A 17,487-nucleotide genomic window follows, 5' to 3' on the forward strand; every position below is an offset into this window, starting at 1 on the left:
CTCAGATGTCCTTGGCAAGACGCAGCGCATCGTAGATGGCCGCATGTGTATTGCGGGCCGCAACGGCATCGCCGATCCGGAAGAGTTGATAGGCGCCCTCCGGGTTGCGTTCGACGGACTGCGGCGTGCCGGCAATAAGCTCGTCGTAGGAGACTTCGCCAAGGTTCCGCGAGCCAGGCTTCAATTCGAAATAGAGGTCGTCCAGCGGGATGGTTCCGTGGTTGACGACGATCTGGTCGAAGGTCTGCTGCTTGGCAACGCCGCCATAGTCACTGCCAACATGGGCGATGATCTGGTTGCCACTCTTTTCAACCGACTCCAGCCGGTACGTGACTGTGAAGGTGACGTCGAGTTTCTGCAGCGAGCGCATGTAAGGAACGAGGTTCATCGCCATGACTTCGGGCGCGAAGGAGCGGTCCGGTGTCATGATTTCCACCTTGGCACCGGCCTTGGCGAGGAACTCGGCAGCCTGGAGGCCCGCATGGTCGCCGGCGTCGTCGAAGATGAGCACGTTGGTTCCAGGCTTCACATCACCGGAGATGATGTCCCAGGAGGAAACGACGAGTTCGTTGCCCTTCGACAGCACCTCTGTGTGCGGCAATCCACCGGTAGCGATAATGACGACATCGGGCTTTTCGATGAGTACCGTCTCAGCCTCGGCCCAGGTATTGAACCGGAAGGTGACGCCGAGCTTTTCGCACTGGCTCATGCGCCAGTCGATAATGCCGATCATTTCCCGCCGGCGCTCGCTCTGGGCCGTCAGGCGGATTTGACCGCCCGGATTGTTCGCGGCCTCCAAAACAACGACCTCATGACCCCGTTCCGCCGAGACGCGAGCAGCCTCAAGGCCGGCCGGACCGGCACCGACGATGACGACCTTCTTGCGAACGGCAGCCTTCGGGATCCGATGCGGCATCGTTTCTTCGCGACCGGTCGCCGCATTGTGAATGCAGAAAGCCATGCCACCTTGATAGATGCGGTCGAGACAGTAGTTGGCGCCGACGCAGGGGCGAATATCATCCTCGCGCTTTTCCATGATCTTCCGCACGATATGCGGGTCGGTCATGTGGGCGCGGGTCATACCGATCATGTCGACCTTGCCGGCAGCGATTGCATGACGGGCCGTCGCCACGTCCTGGATCTTGGCTGCATGGAAGGTTGGAAATTTGGTTGCCGCGCGCACATCGCCGGCAAAATCCAGATGTGGTGCGCTCGCCATCCCCTGAATCGGGATGACATCTGTGAGGCCCGGATCCGTATCGATATGACCGCGGATGACATTCAGATAATCGATGAGGCCGCTTTCCTTGAGACGACGGGAAATCTCCAGGCCTTCGGCCTTTCCTGTCCCGCCGGGAAGACATTCGTCTGCCGTATAGCGAACGCCAAGGATAAAGTCGTTACCGACCCTTTCGCGCATGGCCCTGAAGACGTCGAAACAAAAGCGCAGGCGGTTATCGAGCGAACCTCCATAAGGACCGTCGAGTTCGTTGGTGAGCGGCGAGGTGAACTGGTCAATAAGATGCCCGTAGGCTTCCAGCTCGACACCATCCATACCGCCCGCCTTCATCCGTTCGGCGGCGTCCGCAAAGTCCTTGATAATGCGCTCGATGTCCCAGTCTTCGAGCTTCTTGGGAAAGGCTCGGTGCGCTGCCTCGCGATGATGTGAGGGTGCAACGACCGGGAGCCAATCGCCCTTGTCCCAGCGGGTACGCCTGCCGAGGTGCGTGAGCTGGATCATGATCGCAGCCCCCTCTTCATGCACGGCGTCGGTCATTTGCCGGATCCAAGGCACGATCTCGTCCTTGTATGCGAGCAGGTTGTTGAAGACCGGAGGGCTGTCCTTGGACACTGCCGCCGAGCCGGCGGTCATCGTCAGCGCCACCCCGCCCTTGGCCCGCTCAACGGTATAGGCGCGGTAGCGGTCCTTCGGCATGCCGTCTTCGGGATAGGCAGGCTCGTGAGACGTAACAATGATGCGGTTGCGCAGGGTCAAATGCTTCAACTGAAACGGCTGAAGCAGGGGATCGTTCGACATGCGACGGGCTCCGGTTTATGGGAATTTATCGCAACGGTAAGCGGAAATGTACATAGGTGTCAATAATCAAAAACACCGTGGTTCAGATATTCGACACATATGTACATTTTGCTTGAAACGGCCGTTTGGATTTGTTAGGAGGCAATCATGGAACAGGCGATGACTGACACTGGCTGGCGCGGTTCTCAGGAGGGATGGCTCGAGGCCGCCTATGACTCCCTGCTCGAGTCGGGCGTGGACTCGGTGAAGATCCTGCCGTTGGCCAAACGGCTCAATCTTTCCCGGACCAGCTTCTATTGGTTCTTCAAGGACCGGGAGGAACTGCTGAGTGCCCTCGTCGCGCGCTGGAGGGAGAAGAATACCGGCAATCTGGTCAAACAGTCCGAAGCCTATGCGGAGTCCTTGGCCGAGGCGATGCTGAACGTTTTCGACTGCTGGGTGAACAAGGAACTGTTCGACTCCCAGTTCGAGTTCGCCGTTCGCAGCTGGGCGCTGCAATCGCCCGAGATACAGGCCGAAGTCCATGAGGCCGATCAGGCGAGAATGGAGGCGCTGGGCCGCATGTTCATGCGGTTCGGATATGACGCGGGACCGGCGGACGTTCGCGCACGAACGACCTACCTGGTCCAGATTGGATACATCTCGATGCAGTCCAAGGAAGATCTTGCGCTCCGCATGAAGCGCATTTCGGAATACATCGCGATTTACACCGGACAAACACCACAGCAGAGGGAGCTCGATCGCTTCTTCGCCCGGCATGGCTACAAACCAGAGTGAGAGAAGCATGGAAACGGGCGGGCCTTTGAGGGTTGGCGTAATTGGTGGTGCGGGATGGCTGGGCGGAGCAATCGCCGACGCCATTCTCGACGCCGGCATCGTCGAGCCTCAGAACCTGTCGCTCTCCTATCGCAGCGAGCGCCCCGACCGTTTCAACCGCTCCTTCTGGACATCGGACAATCAGGCACTTGCCGACCGCTCGGACGTCATCGTTCTCTCCGTCCGTCCGGCCGACTGGCTCAGCCTGAACGTTGTTGCCGAGGGCAAGCTTGTCATCTCCGTCATGGCGGGCATCCGCCTCAGCGCCCTTGTTGAGCATCATCGGACGGACCGCGTGGTCCGTACCCTGCCAAATGCGGCGGCCGAAGTCCGCAAGTCCTATACGCCGTGGGTCGCAGCCGCCGGGCTGCAGAACGACGATCGAGACATCATAAGGGCGATCTTCGATGCTTGCGGTTCTCAGGATGAAGTGCATTCAGAAGCGGAAATCGACTATCTGACCGGCCTCACCGGATCCGGGCCTGCCTTTCCGGCGCTGCTCGCCGAAGCGATGATGGCAGACGCCGTCTCGCAAGGACTGGCTCCCGAGATCGCCAAGCGTGCAGTCAATACCCTTATCACGGGTGCCGGTCGGCTGCTTGAGCAGCGTGACGACTGTCCGACCGACATTGTCCAGACCTTCCTCGACTATCGCGGCACCACCGCGGCCGCGATCGAGGAGATGCGCGCGGCCGGATTCGATACCGCCGTCTCACGCGGATTGAGGGCTGCGTTCAGGAAATCGGTTCGCATGGGAGAAGCCTCCTAGCGTCGTTGAGACGGGGTCCGCGGCGCCCCGCCTCAGAAGAAAAGCCGCCAAAAGAGGGAACGATAATGAAAAGCTTGCTAGCATCGACATGCCTGTTCCTTGGGACCGTCGCCGGTTCGTCGCTCGCCAGCGCGGCAGACTGCGGCAGCGTCACCATCGCCAGCATGAACTGGCAAAGTGCCGAGGTCATTTCCAATCTCGACAAGATCATCCTCAATGAAGGTTACGGCTGCAGCGCCGAAATCACCATCGGCGATACCGTACCGACGATCACCTCCATGGCGGAAAAAGGCGAGCCGGATATCGCGCCCGAGGCCTGGATCGATCTGCTTCCCGACGTGGTCAAGAAGGGAACCGAAGAAGGCCGTATCGTAAAGGTCGGGTCTCCGCTGCCCGATGGCGGCGTTCAGGGCTGGTGGATCCCGAAGTATTTCGCCGATGCCCATCCAGACATCAAGAGTATTCCCGATCTCCTGAAGCATCCCGACCTCATCAAGGGTCCTGAAGACCCGAGCAAGGGCGCGATCTTCAATGGTCCACAGGGTTGGGGTGGAACGGTCGTGACCGCACAGCTCTACAAGGCCTTCGAAGCAGAGAAGGCCGGCTGGACGCTGGTCGACACCGGCTCGGCAGCAGGCCTCGACGGCTCGATTGCCAAGGCCTATGAGCGCAAGGAAGGCTGGGTCGGCTATTACTGGGCACCGACCGCCCTGCTTGGCAAATACGAGATGGTGCAGCTTGAGGCAGGCGTCCCCTATGACGCAGCCGAGTGGAAGCGTTGCATTACGGTTGCCGAATGCACTGACCCGAAGCCGAGCGCCTGGCCGGTCGATACGATCGTGACACTTGTCGCCAAGCCCTTTTCCGAAAAAGCTGGCCCCGAGGTCATGGAGTACCTCAACAAGCGCTCCTGGAGCAACGAGACAATCGCCAAGTTGATGGCCTGGATGACCGACAACCAGGCGAGCGGCGAGGAAGGTGCAAAGCACTTCCTCGAAGAAAACCCGGATATCTGGAAGAAGTGGGTCTCCCCAGAGGCCGCCGCCAAGATCGAGGCTGCGCTGTAGTCAGCACGGCCGAAAACCCGGTGCGGTGTGCCTTCAGCATATCGCACCGTTCTCGCCGACATAACAACAAGAACGCATCGGCTCTTTCGAGAAGGGGAACCGAATGGAGTGGTTTTATCAATTTCCCAGCATGGACGACAACGCGCTTCGAAACCTCAAGAAAGTCATCGACGAAACGTTTCGCGGCTTTACCCGAAACTACGGTGATCTGATCGAGGGCTTCTTCGCGCCGCTCCAGCATTTTCTAATCGCTTCTGAACGGTTCATGACCAAGACGCCCTGGCCGATCATCACGCTCCTCATCCTCGCCATCGCCTGGTCAGCGACCAGAAGCATTCGCATCGCCGCCGGCTGTCTCGTGACGCTGTTGCTCATCGGCTACTTCGACATGTGGGACGATACGATGCGGACGATCTCGATGATCTTCGTCTGCACGATCCTGTCGATCGCGATCGGCCTGCCGATCGGCATTCTCATGTCGCGCTCCGACAGGGTCCAGCGGGTCGTCAACCCGGTGCTCGACGTCATGCAGACCATGCCAAGCTTCGTCTACCTGATCCCCGTCGTCATGCTGCTCGGCATTGGCAAGGTGCCGGGCCTGATCGCCGTCGTCATCTACGCGATCCCGCCGATGATCCGGCTCACCAATCTCGGCATTCGCCTGGTCGACAAGGACGTACTGGAGGCGGCCGATGCCTTCGGCGCCGACAACCGGCAGAAGCTCTTCAAGGTGCAGCTCCCGCTTGCGCTTCCGACCATCATGGCAGGGATCAACCAGACGATCATGATGGCGCTTGCCATGGTCGTCATCGCCTCGATGATCGGTGTTCAGGGTCTTGGCCAACCCGTACTGAAGGCGATCGCCAACCAGTACTTCACGCTCGGTATCTTCAATGGTCTTGCGATCGTCGGCATCGCCATCATGTTCGACCGGGTCAGCCAGGCCTATGGCGAACGATTGCAGAAGCACCGGGAGGTGGTCCATGGCTGAGCACGCTTTCGGCGGCATCGCAATCCGCCATCTCTATAAGATCTTCGGACCGAATGCCCGGGCTCATGTCGAGGCGGTTAGGAACGGCCTCACCAAGACCGAACTGAACGAGCGTCACGGGCACGTGCTCGGCCTTCGCGACATCAACATCGAGATGCCGTCGGGCTCGATCCAGGTGATCATGGGGCTTTCCGGCTCGGGCAAGTCGACGCTCATCCGGCATATCAACCGGCTGATCGATCCGACGGCCGGCGAAGTTCTCGTCGACGGCGTCGATGTGGTGAAGATGCCAGAGGCGGAACTGCGCGAGTTCCGCCGCCACCAGACCGCCATGGTGTTCCAGAAGTTCGCGCTGCTTCCGCATCGAAGCGTGCTCGACAACACGATCTTCGGCCTTGAAATCCAGGGCGTAGCGCGCGCACAAAGCATCGATACTGCCATGCGCTGGCTGGAACGGGTTGGACTTAAGGGCTTCGAGCACAAGTATCCCAATCAGCTCTCCGGCGGCATGCAGCAGCGCGTCGGGCTCGCCCGCGCGCTTGCCAACGACGCACCGGTGCTTTTGATGGATGAGGCCTATTCAGCCCTCGATCCTCTAATCCGCACGGACATGCAGACGGTGCTTCTGGACCTGCAGAAGGAGATTAAAAAGACGATCGTCTTCATCACCCACGACCTCGACGAAGCGCTGAGGCTCGGTGACCAGATTGCCATTTTGCGCGACGGCGAGGTCATCCAGCAGGGCACGAGCCAGGATATCGTGCTGAGGCCTGCCGACGACTATGTCGCCAATTTCGTCAAGGAGGTGAACCGGGGCCGCGTTGTCCATGTGGAGGCGATCATGGCACCGCTTGGCGCAACTGCAGCCGACAGTGGGCAACGGATTGCCGCCGATCTCACAATCGAAGAAGCGGTCCGTACGCTCGCCTCTGCACCCGAAGGTGATATCACCGTCGTCGATCCGTCCGGAATGCCTCTCGGCACTGTCACCTTCCGCCAGCTCGCGGGCGCCATGGTCAATGCGCACGAGACGAACGATCGCGCAATGGCAATCGCGGCCAACGCGGCGTAAGCGTGGATCGGCCGGCGAATGCCATTCCTCCGGGCGGCCGGTCCTCCGCCCGGAAAAGCGCCAAGGGTGGCTCCTCCCTCATTCCATTCCAGTCCCGATCCCCTCCCCGCCAGGAGTTGCGCCATGTTCAAGAAATTTCCTCGGCTGTTTTCCCCTCTCAAACTGCGGTCCCACACGCTGAAGAACAGGATCGTGTTCGGCGCGCACTCGGCGAACATGGCGGTCGAGGGTCTGCCGACCGAACGACATACCGCCTATTACCGGGAACGAGCGATCGGCGGCGCCGCGATGATCGTCGTCGAACCCATGCCCGTCCATGCCGCAGCCGTTTTAACTCGCGGCAATTTTCGCCACTCCGATGACAGTGTCATCCCCCATTTCAAGAAGGTGGTCGAGGCGATCAAAGGGCATGGAGCCATAGCGATCCAGCAGCTCTATCACGTCGGAGCGCATGGGGATTCCGACAATTCGTTCCATCCGCATTGGTCGCCTTCGGGCGGGCCGAGCTATCATGACAGCGACGGCTCGCATCCGATGACCGAAGCGGAAATCCTGGAAACGATCGATGGCTTCGTTGCGGCGGCACGTCGCTGTCGGGACGCCGGCTTTGACGGCGTCGAAGTATGGGCTGCCTATCTCGGTTTGGTCGACCAATTCTGGACGCCATGGTGCAATCGGCGCGACGATCAGTGGGGCGGTTCGCTTAAAAACCGCACGCGGATGTCTCGGGAAATCCTGACGCGGATCAGGGACGTCTGCGGGCCAGATTTCATTGTCGGCCTTGCCGTCAGTGACGAACCGGACGTGAAGGTTGCGCTTCAACGCGACGAGCTTGCCGAAATCATCCGACTGCACGACGAACTGGGCCTTATCGATTATGTCACCTGCGGCTCTGGCGGCTACCTCGATTTCTACAAGCTGATGCCGACGTTCCTCTATCCGGAAAAACTTGGCGCCGATCTCGCTTCAGTCCTGAGGAGTGTCGTCAAGAACGCGCTTGTGATCGCCGAAAGCCACATCCGCACCCCCGAAAACGCCGAAACGGTGCTCGGCCAGGGAGCAGCCGACCTCGTTTCGATCGTGCGCGGGCAGATCGCTGATCCGCATCTTGCAAAGAAGGCGGCCGAAGATCGCCCGGAGGACATTCGCGGCTGCATCTCGTGCAATCAGATGTGCTGGGGACGCCGGTCGCGCGACTACTGGATCAGCTGTCTGATCAATCCGTCCGTCGGCCGCGAGGCCGAATGGAACGGCGACCGCTTTTTGAAGACCAGCGATCCCCAGCGCGTGCTGGTCATCGGTGGCGGCCCAGCCGGACTGGAGGCCGCCCGGGTGGCCGCCGAGCGTGGCCACGAAGTCGCGCTCGCCGAGGCGTCGAACCGCCTCGGCGGTAACTTCCTGCTCGCAGGCATGCAGCCACGAAGGGCCCAGATCCTCGATCTCATCGCCTGGTATGAGCGCCAGCTCGAAAAACTCGGTGTAGAGGTTCGCCTCAACTCCTATGTCGAGGCCGAGGACATCGATCCTTCCGAGTTCGGGCGTGTCATCGTCGCCACCGGCTCCTATTCGCCGGAGACGGTGTTCCAGAAAGCGCTGCCGGCGGTCGAGGCGATGCCGGGCCTGGCGAAGGGTAACGTCTTCACAGTCGAAGCCGTCATGGCGCGGCAGGCAAGGCCGGGCAAGCGCGTTCTGCTTTTGGATGAAGGCGGCGGCTGGCGCGGCTGCGGCACCGCCTGGAAGCTCGCCGAGGAGGGCCACGAGGTGGCGCTCCTGACGCCCGACCCGTTCGTCGGCAAGGAGCTGCAGCGAACCGCAGCCGACGTTCCGATGCGGCAGGCGCTCAGGAAACTCGGCGTCACATGGATCGTCGAAGCCAGCGTCATCGAATGGCACGGCAACGGCGCGACCATCGTCGACCACACCACGGGAGAGTGTCGCTTCATCGACGCGGATGCCTTGGTGACGGCCACCACGAATGCCCCGGCCGACTGGCTGATGCCGGGGCTCGCCGAACGCGGTATCGCTACGCGCCAGATCGGCGATTGCGCCGCACCGCGGCAGGCACCCTATGCGTTTTATGAGGGTAGGAAAGCGGGACTGGAGATCTGAGATGGAAGAGGTCGAACTCAACCAGAGGCAAGCAGAAGATCTGGCGATGAGAGCTTGCCTTGGTGCCGGCGCCAATCCGGCGAGCGCCCGATCGCTCGTGGACGCAACAGTGTCGGCCGCCCGCTTCGGCCCGAGCGCGGTCGGGTTTCCGCACCTCGTCGATTATCTGAACAGTTTTCGCGAGGGGCGCATCAATTGCGATCCCACGCCGGTCGCCACGCGCCCCTTCCCCGCTCACATCACCTGCGATGCCGACCGAGGCATCGCGCAGCTCGGTTTCGACCTTGCCTTCCGTGATCTCGTGGATGCTGCCCGCAACTTCGGGATCGCGCTCTTCACCCAAAAGAACAGCTATACAACGGGCGAACTCGGCTACTACGTGCGCAGGCTCGCGCTGGAAGGCCTGAGCGGTCTTGCGGCGACCAACGCGAATGCCATGGTCGTAGCAAAGGCAGGAGGACCGGCTGTCTTCAGCACGAACCCCATCGCCTTCGGATTTCCGCTCGGCGCCAACGCGCCGCCACTCATCGTCGACCAATCGTCAAGCGCGACTGCCTACGTCAACATTGCCGCCGCCGCCGCCAAGGGGCGAGAAATCCCGGAAGGATGGGCGGTCGACAACGAAGGCGCCGATACCCGGGACGCCGAAAAGGCACTCTTAGGCGCGCTGCTACCCTTCGGTGGCCGCAAGGGTGCGAACGTCGCGCTCCTCGTCGAAATGCTGTCGGCCGGTCTTTCCGGCGGTTCCTGGTCTCTGGACACGCCAAGCTTCAGAACGGGTGAAACCTCTCCCGCTGTCGGGCTGACGGTGTTTGCGATGATGCCGGGCCCGGAAGGGAGCGGCCACATCGCCCGCGCACACGACCAAATCCGGCGGCTGGAGAAGCTCGGCGTTCACGTCCCGGGCGTCAGCGGCAGGCCACCTGGCTCGCCGGAGCAACCATTGCGCATGTCCCGCGCTGTCTTCGACGCCATCGATCGTTTCGCGTCGAATGAACATCAATCGTCCGGCGGGCTAACGTAAGAACACCGGAGGCCCGGATACGTTACACACCAAGAGAAATCGCCATCCCTTCCGGGGCGGCATACATCGCCATGTTCTTGCGCGATAGATCGAGGTGTGCGCGGATCAACGCCTCCGCCCGGTCAGGACCGTGGTTCGCTATTGCATCGATGATTTCGTCGTGCCGGCGTGACGCCTCGTGCAGCTCTACCAACATGATGCCATATCCGAACGGCAACCTGTTTGAGCCATGGACAGCCGTGTTCGGTCATGACGCAGGCGACCGCAGAATTCATCGGTGCTTGGGCCTCACAACATCGATAGTCAACTCGGCAACGGCGCTCGAAGCGCCAACGCTCTAGCGAGGGCGACATCGCTATCCTTGAGCGAATGAACGAGGCGCACCGGTCCGTCATTGTCTCGCACAGGCATTACCGCTCAACCGACAACAGCAAGCTCGAGAGCCCGGTGATGCGCGGCCGCGGCTGCCTCCCTCACCAAAGCCGCCAAACTCGGCTCGGCCATGAGGACCTCAAGTGCCGCAGCAGTCGTGCCGTTCGGGCTGGTTACTTGCTGGCGGAGCTCCGTGGGAGAAAAGACGCTGGCGCTGGCGAGAGTTGAAGCACCGTCAACCGTCTGCTTTGCCAACGCATGCGCAGTCTCTACCGGCAGACCGACAGCGATACCTGCCTCGGTCAAGCACTCGATGAAATGGAAGAGGTAGGCCGGCCCCGACCCCGATATCGCAGTCGCGGCATTGATGAGCTGTTCTTCCGGCAGCCAATGGACGTTTCCGACAGCTGCCAGAAGATCACTCACATAGGCCATCTGAACGTTACCGGTGTGCGCGTTGGCAAAAGCGGCAATAACTCCCATGCCGATCGACGCCGGCATGTTGGGCATGGCGCGCACGATCGGCACCGCACCAAGCGTCGCCTCGAAGGTCGCGATCGGCACGCCGGCGGCGATGCTGACAAAGGCGGCGGTTGCGCTAAACCGCCGGTATGTCGCAAGCATCGAGCCGATGACCTGCGGCTTGACGGCGACAATGACGGCGCGCGGCTGCAGTGCCTGCGGCAGGTCGGACGCATCCGCGTAGGCCGCAGCGCCCGCTGCCGTTGCGCGCCGGCGGAGGGCCTCCACCGGCTCGACCACATGAATTCGGTCAGCGGCAATGCCAAACCGGGCCACCCAGCCTTCAAGCAGCGCAAAACCCATGTTGCCGCAACCAACCAGCACGATTTCGCCAGACTGACCCATACCGTCGCTTCCCTTCATGCGCCGCAGTCGACCCAAAGCACCCCAGCCCTATTTCTGCGCCAGCCGGTCCCAAGAATCGTCGAGTGCGACAGACAGCCGATGCTTCATGATCCGCTGGCTCGGCGTGCGTTCGAACTCGTCGACGACGGCGATGTAGCGCGGGTTCTGGTAAGGCGCGAGCCGATGGGCGAGCCACCCCGAAAGGTCGATCGGATCGATCGCGCTGCCGGGCTTGGGCTTGACGAAAAGCTTGATGTCCTGCTCGCCGACATCGGCGGCAACACCGATCATTGCGCAATCTTCGACCGCCGGATAGGCGGCGGCGACGTGTTCCACCTCCCAGGCGGAAACATTTTCGCCCTTGCAGCGGACACTGTCGGTGAGCCGCCCGTGGAACCAGAGATTACCGTCGGCATCGAACGAGCCGGAATCGCCAGTGTGCAGGGCGCCGCCCCGAAGGGCCTTTTCGGTCGCATCGGGATTGCGCAGGTAGCCTTTGAACAGCGCGCCCTCCAGCGAAGTGCGCACGACGATCTCGCCCTTGTCGCCCGTCGGCACCGACTCACCCTTCTCATCCAGGATATCGACCGAGAACCACGGCATCGGCTGACCGACGGCACCGACGACACCGGCTGCGTTGCAGGTGGTGATGCTGGAGGCTTCCGTCATGCCGTAGCACTCGCGCATCTCTACACCAAAACGCTCCTTGAAGAGCGGCCACACTTCCTTCGGGCAGCCGCCGCCCCATGCGATCCGCACGGGATGCTCGCGATCACCTTTACTTTCGGGCTGTTTTAGCAGGATCTGCAGGATCCCGCCGAGGTAGTGGATATGGGTGGCACCGTAGGTTCTCACCTGATCCCAGAAGCGGCTGGCGCTGAACCGATCCACCATGGCAAGCGACAGGTCCTCGATGATCGGCAGAACGATCAACTGCGCGCCGCCGATGTGATAGAGCGGTTCCCAGACAAAGAAGACGTCGCCTGGACCGGCTACCGAGAGCGTACGCACCGCTTCGCCGGCAAGCCGGATCATACCGTGGGTCACCAGCACGCCCTTGGGTCGCCCAGTGGTGCCGGAGGTATACATGATCGCAAAAAGATCATCGGCGACAGGCGACGCCTCGTTGAAGGCCACCCCTGAAGTCAAGATCGTTTCAAGCGATGCCGCGCCCGTCGGTTCACCCGCGAGAATAATCCCCGCCTCAGGCAGAGCGGCACCGCTCTCAGCGATGGTTTCGGCAAGTTCGGCGTCACAGATGAAGACGCCTGGCTCACAATGTTCCAGGATATAGCGCAGGCCCTCGCCGCGCAGCTGGGCGTTGACCGGAACCCAGATGACGCCGGCCTTGGTAAGGCCGAAGAGGACGGCAAGCGACAGGCGCGAGTTGCGCATCATCACCGCGGCGCGATCGCCGGGTTTCAGGCCACGCTGGCGAAGCGCGGCTGCAAGCGCTGCCGACATTGCATCAAGCGCGCCAAAGGTGATCGGCTCGCCGTTGAAACGGGCGAAAACCTGTTCCGGTTTGCGGGCAGCCTTCATCATGAAGCTTCCGAGGAAGCCTTCGAGAGAAACAGTCATGGGAGATCTCGAATATAGGTTCAGGAGGAGCGGCGGAGTTTTTCCGCCGCCAGGAGAAGTGATGTCACAACGACGAAAACGACGACCGAAACTGCCGCGAGCGTCGGGTTCAGCTGAAGGATCATGTCGTCCCACATCTGTTTCGGCAGGGTCGTCTTGACGCCGCCGCTGACGAAGATTGCCACGGTCAGTTCGTCGAACGAGGTGATGAAGGCGAACAGGAACGCTGCCGTCAGGCCGCTTTTGATTTGCGGTACGGTGACGAAGCGCAGGGCCTGGACGCGGTTTGCCCCGAGCGTCGCGGCTGCCTGGTCGAGCCGCCAGTCATAACTTTTCAGCACCGCGGCGATGGCGACGAAGGCAAAGGGCAATGCCAGCACCGTGTGCCCGATCACCAGGCCTATATCAGTCGCGACCAGGCCTATCTGGGCAAAGAGATAAAACAGGCCGACGGCAATCACGATGCGAGGCACGATCATCGGCGCCAGGAAGAAGGCGAAGATGATGCCGCGCCAGCGCGAGCGCGAACGGGCAAGCGCCAACGCCGCAAAACCGCCGATCACCGTAGCAACTATGGCTGTTGCGAAGGCGACGCCGAACGAGCGGACGGTGGCCGCCACCCAGAGATCGGAAGTGAAGTAAGTCCTGAACCATTCCATCCCATAACCCGGTGGCGGGAACTCGAGGAACTGCGAGCTGGTAAAGGCGATCGGCAGCACGACAAGCGTCGGAAGCATCAGGAAGGCGAACATCAGCAGGCTATAGAGCCCGAGCATCCGGCTCGAAACCGCAGCCCCGAGCAGCCGATGGCTGCCATTCGCGAGGGCGCTGCTGATACCTGCAAACCGATCGAGGACAGCCAGACCGAGCGCACGCAATATGCCCTTGCGGCCGGCCTTGCCGTCAGAAGGTTCGCCAGACAGGCTCGAAAGACCAAACACCCGGTCGTAAAGCCAACACGTGACCAGTGCTGCAGCCAGCATCATGGCAGCCAGTGCCCCGGCAAAGGCCCAGTTCAAGATCTCCTGCACCTGCACAATGATCAGCTGAGCCAGCATCGTCTGCTGACGGCCGCCGAGGAGCGCCGGGACAATGAAGAAGCCAAGCGAGGAGATAAACGTAAGCAGGCCAGCGGCTGCAGCGCCAGGCAGCGAAAGCGGGAAATAGATGAGCCAGAACCCCTTAGCGGGCGTCGCACCCAACGTCCCCGATGCCTGCGTCAATCGGCGATCAACGCCGGTCATCACGGGCAGCATGGTCAGAACCGCAAGCGGAACCATCGCATGAACCATACCGATCATCACGCCGAGTTCATTGTGCAGCAGTTCGAGCGGTTGGCTGAGGAGGCCGGTTCCAAGTCCGATCTGGTTAATGACCCCGGTGCGTCCGAGCACGATTACCCAGGCAAAGCTCTTGACGAGATAACTCGTCCAAAACGGAACCATGACGAGCAGTATCATCATTCCGCGCGTCCGGTCCGGTAGCCGCGACAGCCAATAGGCCAGGGGATATCCCAATAGCAGCGAGAAGAGCGTCGTGAGGCCGGCGATGCGGAAGGTGATCAGAAGCACGCGAAAATACACGTCGGTCTGGAAGATGCGCGCATAGTGGCCCGCGGTCAACACGCCAGTGTCGGCATCCTCGACGCTCAAACCCATCAGCCTTGCGACCGGAACGAGGAAGAAGATCAAAAGAAACGCGATACCCGGTGCGGCAAGCCAGAGCGGCCCAAAGCGGAAACGGCTGGCGCGCGCAGCGCCTGTTGTAGAAACGGTGGTCGCGGTCATGGCATCACCAGAACGGCGGATTCCGGCGCCCAGCTCAGCGTGATGTTTTCGCCAAGACTCGGCAATGGCTTGCCGGGAAGGACACGAACTGTCACGAATTGCTCCGCCGCGATATCAACGAGCAGGCGGGTTTCTGAACCGGCATAGACCAGCTCGACCACCCGACCAGTGATCTCGTTCGCCCCGCTCGATCCGATTTCGAGATGCTCGGGACGCACCACGAGCGCCATCTCTGCATTGTTCGACACGCCTGCGCCATCGATCCCGAAGCGGCCGCTCGCCGTGGCCAGATGGGCGGCACCACTCGATCCGAGCTCAACGCGGCCGCGAAAAATATTGGAGATGCCAATGAAATCGGCGGCAAAGGCGGTTCGTGGCCGGGAGTAGATTTCCTGCGGTGGACCGATCTGCTCGACCATCGCGTGGTTCATCAGGCAGATGCGGTCGGAAAGCGCCAGCGCCTCCTCCTGGTCGTGGGTGACATAGATGATCGTTGCGCCCGTCTGCCGATGCAGCTGCTTGATTTCAAACTGCATATGCTCACGCAACTTCTTGTCGAGTGCCCCCAGAGGCTCGTCCATCAAAATGATCGACGGCTGGTAGACGAAGCAGCGCGCGAGCGCGACGCGCTGCTGCTGACCGCCCGAGAGTTCGCGCGGGAACCGCCCCGACAGATGGCCGAGCTGAACCATGTCCAGGGCTCCGTTGACCTGGCGGTCGATCTCGGCCGAGGTCTTGCCTCGCATCTTCAGGGGAAAGCCGATGTTTTCTGCGACTGTCAGATGGGGAAACAATGCGTAGTGTTGAAAGACCAGGCCGATGTCGCGCTTGTGCACCGGGGTGTTCGTCTCGTCGCCGCCGTCGATGAACAGACGGCCCTCTGTCGGCGTGACCAACCCGCTGATCATCTGCAGCAGGGTGGTCTTGCCTGAGCCCGAAGGCCCGAGAAGCGTCAGGAACTCGCCGGTCTTGACCGCGACATGAGTGGGCTTAAGAGCGATGGCGACGCCGTAGCTCTTTGCCAATCCATCGACAAGGAGTTTTGGGCGAGTGGCTTGTTCGGGCTTCGCGAGCATTGGTTTTCCCCTTAACCCAGGATCCAGGCGTTGAAGCGCTCGGTCATTTCCGAGCGATTGGCGCTCCACCAGTCTTCGCGGGCAATCGTCATGACCTTGAGGTTAGCCTCGGAGGTCGGCAGGGCTGCCGCACGTTCCGCCGGGATATGCTCATAGGCCTTCAGGTTCGTCGGACCGTAGGCAAGGAATTCCGTAAACAGCGCCTGCTGCTTCGCGTCCGCGCAGAACTTGACGAACTGACGGGCGATATCGGCCCGCGGCGATCCCTTGGGAATGCCCCATCCCTCAATCGAGTAAAGGCCCTGGTTCCACAAGATCTTGACCGGGGCGCCGCCATCGATGACCGCCTGGGCGCGAGCGTTCCATAGCGCGATCAGGTCGACTTCACCGCTCTGGATCAGCTGGCTCGACTGCGCCCCACCGGTCCACCAGACGGCGACATGCGGCTTGATCTTCTCGAGGCTTGCATAGGCGCGCTCGATGTCGAGCGGGTAGAGCTCGGCCAGGGGCACGCCATCGGCGAGCAGCGCCTGCTCCAGGGTGTCGATCGGGTTCTTGCGCAGCGCGCGACGTCCCGGGAACTTTTCGATGTTCCAGAAATCGGCCCAGGATCCCGGACCATTGGCAGGGTCAAAACGGTCGGTGCGATAAGCCATGATGGTGGAATAGACGTCCACGCCGAGCCACAGTTCGGTGAGAGCGTCGGGCATCAGGCCGGGTACGTCGGCCGCCGCCAGATTGATCGGCTCCAGCAGGTCGCGCTTCTCCAGGATATCACGGGCCGACAGCGTCAGCGTGCAGACGTCCCAGCTATAGGATTGCGTCTCGACCATCGCCCTGAACTGCGCGGTCGGCTCGGCATCACGTGCAACATTGATGACCTTGATGCCTGTTGCCTGTTCAAAGGGGTCATAGAACGCCTTTCGGTATCCTGGGCTATAGGGACCGCCGGGATCGGCGACGGTCAATTGCTCGGCTGCGAATGCCGATCGTGTGAAGACGGCAGGCGCGGCCAGGGTGACGCCCAAGCCTCCGCCGATTTTCAGCAAGGTGCGACGATCAATCATCATGCGTTTGTCGTTGGTCATTTGTTCTACCCTCTTGTTTTGGATTGTTCGCCGCCTCCCATGAGCGGCATGGCCTTTGTCAGGCTTTGCTGGCTGCACGCCGTGCGAGGAACTGCTCCATCATCCGCGCCGGCTCGCCGGAGGCATAGGCTTCGCGCTGTATGCGCGCGCCGGCTTCGAGGCAGTCGCGGAAACCAGCCTCTGTCATCTCTCTGAAGCGCTGTTTGTCAAGCCGCATGGCGACGGGCGGCTTGGCGCCGAGTTCCTGCGCCAGCGAGAGGGCTTCCTCCATCACGCGTCCCTGCGGAACGATGCGGTTGATGATGCCGATATCCTTGCATTCGTCTGCGTCCATGAGACGACCGCTCAACGTCAAGTCGATGGTGCGGGAGAGGCCGATCATTTCGCGCATCATCCAAGGGCCCGTGGTGCTGGCGATGCCCGAATTGATTTCAGGCTGCCCCATGCGCACGCCAGGATGGGCGACGCGGAAGTCGCACAAAAGCGCCACCTGGAATGCCGAGCCGGCGGCAACGCCGTTGAGCGCAGCAATCAGCGGCTTCGACAGCGAACGCATCGCGTCATAGAGCCGTTCCCATTCACCGACCCATTCCTGGCCGCGGGCGCCATCAAACGAGCGGGCCTCGTTCAGATCCTGGCCTGCACTGAACGCACGGTCGCCGGCACCGGTGAGGATAATTGCACGGACCCCCTCGTCTTCTTCGAACGCCTTGAAGGCGGCAACCAGCTGCTGGCGCATCTGGCTATGCCAGGCATTGAGGATTTCCGGGCGGTTCAGCGTGATCACGCCGACCTCGCCACGTCGTTCTGTCAGGATGAAGCGATCCATG

Annotated in this window: 15 protein-coding genes; 7 read left to right on the forward strand and 8 right to left on the reverse strand. The window is 61.4% G+C overall.

What is annotated here, in order from left to right; all coding sequences use genetic code 11:
* Nucleotide 1: 1 nt before the first annotated feature.
* Nucleotides 2–2,038, reverse strand: a complete 2,037-nt coding sequence (locus tag IB279_RS32000) for an NADH:flavin oxidoreductase (RefSeq protein ID WP_113136337.1) — start codon at nucleotides 2,036–2,038, stop codon at nucleotides 2–4.
* A gap of 147 nt (nucleotides 2,039–2,185) precedes the next feature.
* Between IB279_RS32000 and IB279_RS32005 the strand changes: the two genes are divergently transcribed.
* The 7 genes from IB279_RS32005 (at nucleotide 2,186) to IB279_RS32035 (ending at nucleotide 9,886) form a co-directional block, all read left to right on the forward strand.
* Nucleotides 2,186–2,815, forward strand: coding sequence for a TetR/AcrR family transcriptional regulator (locus IB279_RS32005; protein ID WP_192340533.1), 630 nt, complete (start codon nucleotides 2,186–2,188; stop codon nucleotides 2,813–2,815).
* A gap of 7 nt (nucleotides 2,816–2,822) precedes the next feature.
* The gene (locus tag IB279_RS32010) at nucleotides 2,823–3,623 is read left to right on the forward strand and encodes a pyrroline-5-carboxylate reductase (RefSeq protein ID WP_060519182.1); all 801 of its coding nucleotides are present in this window, start codon (nucleotides 2,823–2,825) and stop codon (nucleotides 3,621–3,623) included.
* Between the two features lie 65 nt (nucleotides 3,624–3,688).
* Entirely contained in the window at nucleotides 3,689–4,690 is a 1,002-nt protein-coding gene (locus IB279_RS32015) for an ABC transporter substrate-binding protein (RefSeq protein WP_192340535.1), read from the forward strand.
* A 103-nt stretch (nucleotides 4,691–4,793) separates the two neighbouring features.
* Nucleotides 4,794–5,681 carry a proline/glycine betaine ABC transporter permease gene (locus tag IB279_RS32020; protein ID WP_192340537.1) on the forward strand — a complete coding sequence of 296 codons (888 nt, stop codon included), beginning with the start codon at nucleotides 4,794–4,796 and terminating at the stop codon, nucleotides 5,679–5,681.
* Nucleotides 5,674–6,753 (forward strand): glycine betaine/L-proline ABC transporter ATP-binding protein, encoded by a 1,080-nt coding sequence (locus IB279_RS32025; protein ID WP_192340539.1) that lies wholly within the window; start codon nucleotides 5,674–5,676, stop codon nucleotides 6,751–6,753. The genes IB279_RS32020 and IB279_RS32025 overlap by 8 nt, the downstream gene beginning before the upstream one ends.
* A gap of 123 nt (nucleotides 6,754–6,876) precedes the next feature.
* A complete protein-coding gene (locus tag IB279_RS32030) occupies nucleotides 6,877–8,862 on the forward strand; it encodes an FAD-dependent oxidoreductase (RefSeq protein WP_192340541.1) in 1,986 nt (661 codons plus the stop codon).
* Nucleotide 8,863: 1 nt separating this feature from the next.
* Nucleotides 8,864–9,886: an Ldh family oxidoreductase gene (locus tag IB279_RS32035; RefSeq protein ID WP_192340543.1), complete on the forward strand. Its 1,023-nt coding sequence runs from the start codon at nucleotides 8,864–8,866 to the stop codon at nucleotides 9,884–9,886.
* Between the two features lie 22 nt (nucleotides 9,887–9,908).
* Here the strand turns inward: IB279_RS32035 and IB279_RS32040 are convergent, their stop codons facing one another.
* From IB279_RS32040 to IB279_RS32070, 7 genes are all read right to left on the reverse strand, one after another.
* Complete coding sequence (locus IB279_RS32040; protein ID WP_192340545.1) at nucleotides 9,909–10,082, reverse strand: FCD domain-containing protein; 174 nt, start codon at nucleotides 10,080–10,082, stop codon at nucleotides 9,909–9,911.
* Between the two features lie 221 nt (nucleotides 10,083–10,303).
* Nucleotides 10,304–11,125, reverse strand: coding sequence for a pyrroline-5-carboxylate reductase (proC, locus tag IB279_RS32045; protein ID WP_112986050.1), 822 nt, complete (start codon nucleotides 11,123–11,125; stop codon nucleotides 10,304–10,306).
* 48 nt (nucleotides 11,126–11,173) lie between these two features.
* The gene (locus tag IB279_RS32050) at nucleotides 11,174–12,706 is read right to left on the reverse strand and encodes an AMP-binding protein (RefSeq protein ID WP_192340547.1); all 1,533 of its coding nucleotides are present in this window, start codon (nucleotides 12,704–12,706) and stop codon (nucleotides 11,174–11,176) included.
* A gap of 20 nt (nucleotides 12,707–12,726) precedes the next feature.
* Nucleotides 12,727–14,493 carry an ABC transporter permease subunit gene (locus tag IB279_RS32055; RefSeq protein WP_192340549.1) on the reverse strand — a complete coding sequence of 589 codons (1,767 nt, stop codon included), beginning with the start codon at nucleotides 14,491–14,493 and terminating at the stop codon, nucleotides 12,727–12,729.
* Nucleotides 14,490–15,569: an ABC transporter ATP-binding protein gene (locus IB279_RS32060; protein WP_112986053.1), complete on the reverse strand. Its 1,080-nt coding sequence runs from the start codon at nucleotides 15,567–15,569 to the stop codon at nucleotides 14,490–14,492. Before IB279_RS32060 ends, IB279_RS32055 begins: the two co-directional genes overlap by 4 nt.
* Nucleotides 15,570–15,580: 11 nt before the next feature.
* On the reverse strand, nucleotides 15,581–16,657 hold the full coding sequence (locus IB279_RS32065) for a polyamine ABC transporter substrate-binding protein (protein ID WP_192340551.1): 1,077 nt from the start codon (nucleotides 16,655–16,657) through the stop codon (nucleotides 15,581–15,583).
* 58 nt (nucleotides 16,658–16,715) lie between these two features.
* The gene (locus IB279_RS32070) at nucleotides 16,716–17,486 is read right to left on the reverse strand and encodes an enoyl-CoA hydratase/isomerase family protein (RefSeq protein ID WP_112986055.1); all 771 of its coding nucleotides are present in this window, start codon (nucleotides 17,484–17,486) and stop codon (nucleotides 16,716–16,718) included.
* Between the last annotated feature and the right edge of the window lies 1 nt (nucleotide 17,487).

It is taken from the genome of Ensifer sp. ENS06 (assembly GCF_014852205.1).
In the GTDB taxonomy this organism is placed as follows: Bacteria; Pseudomonadota; Alphaproteobacteria; order Rhizobiales; family Rhizobiaceae; genus Ensifer; species Ensifer adhaerens.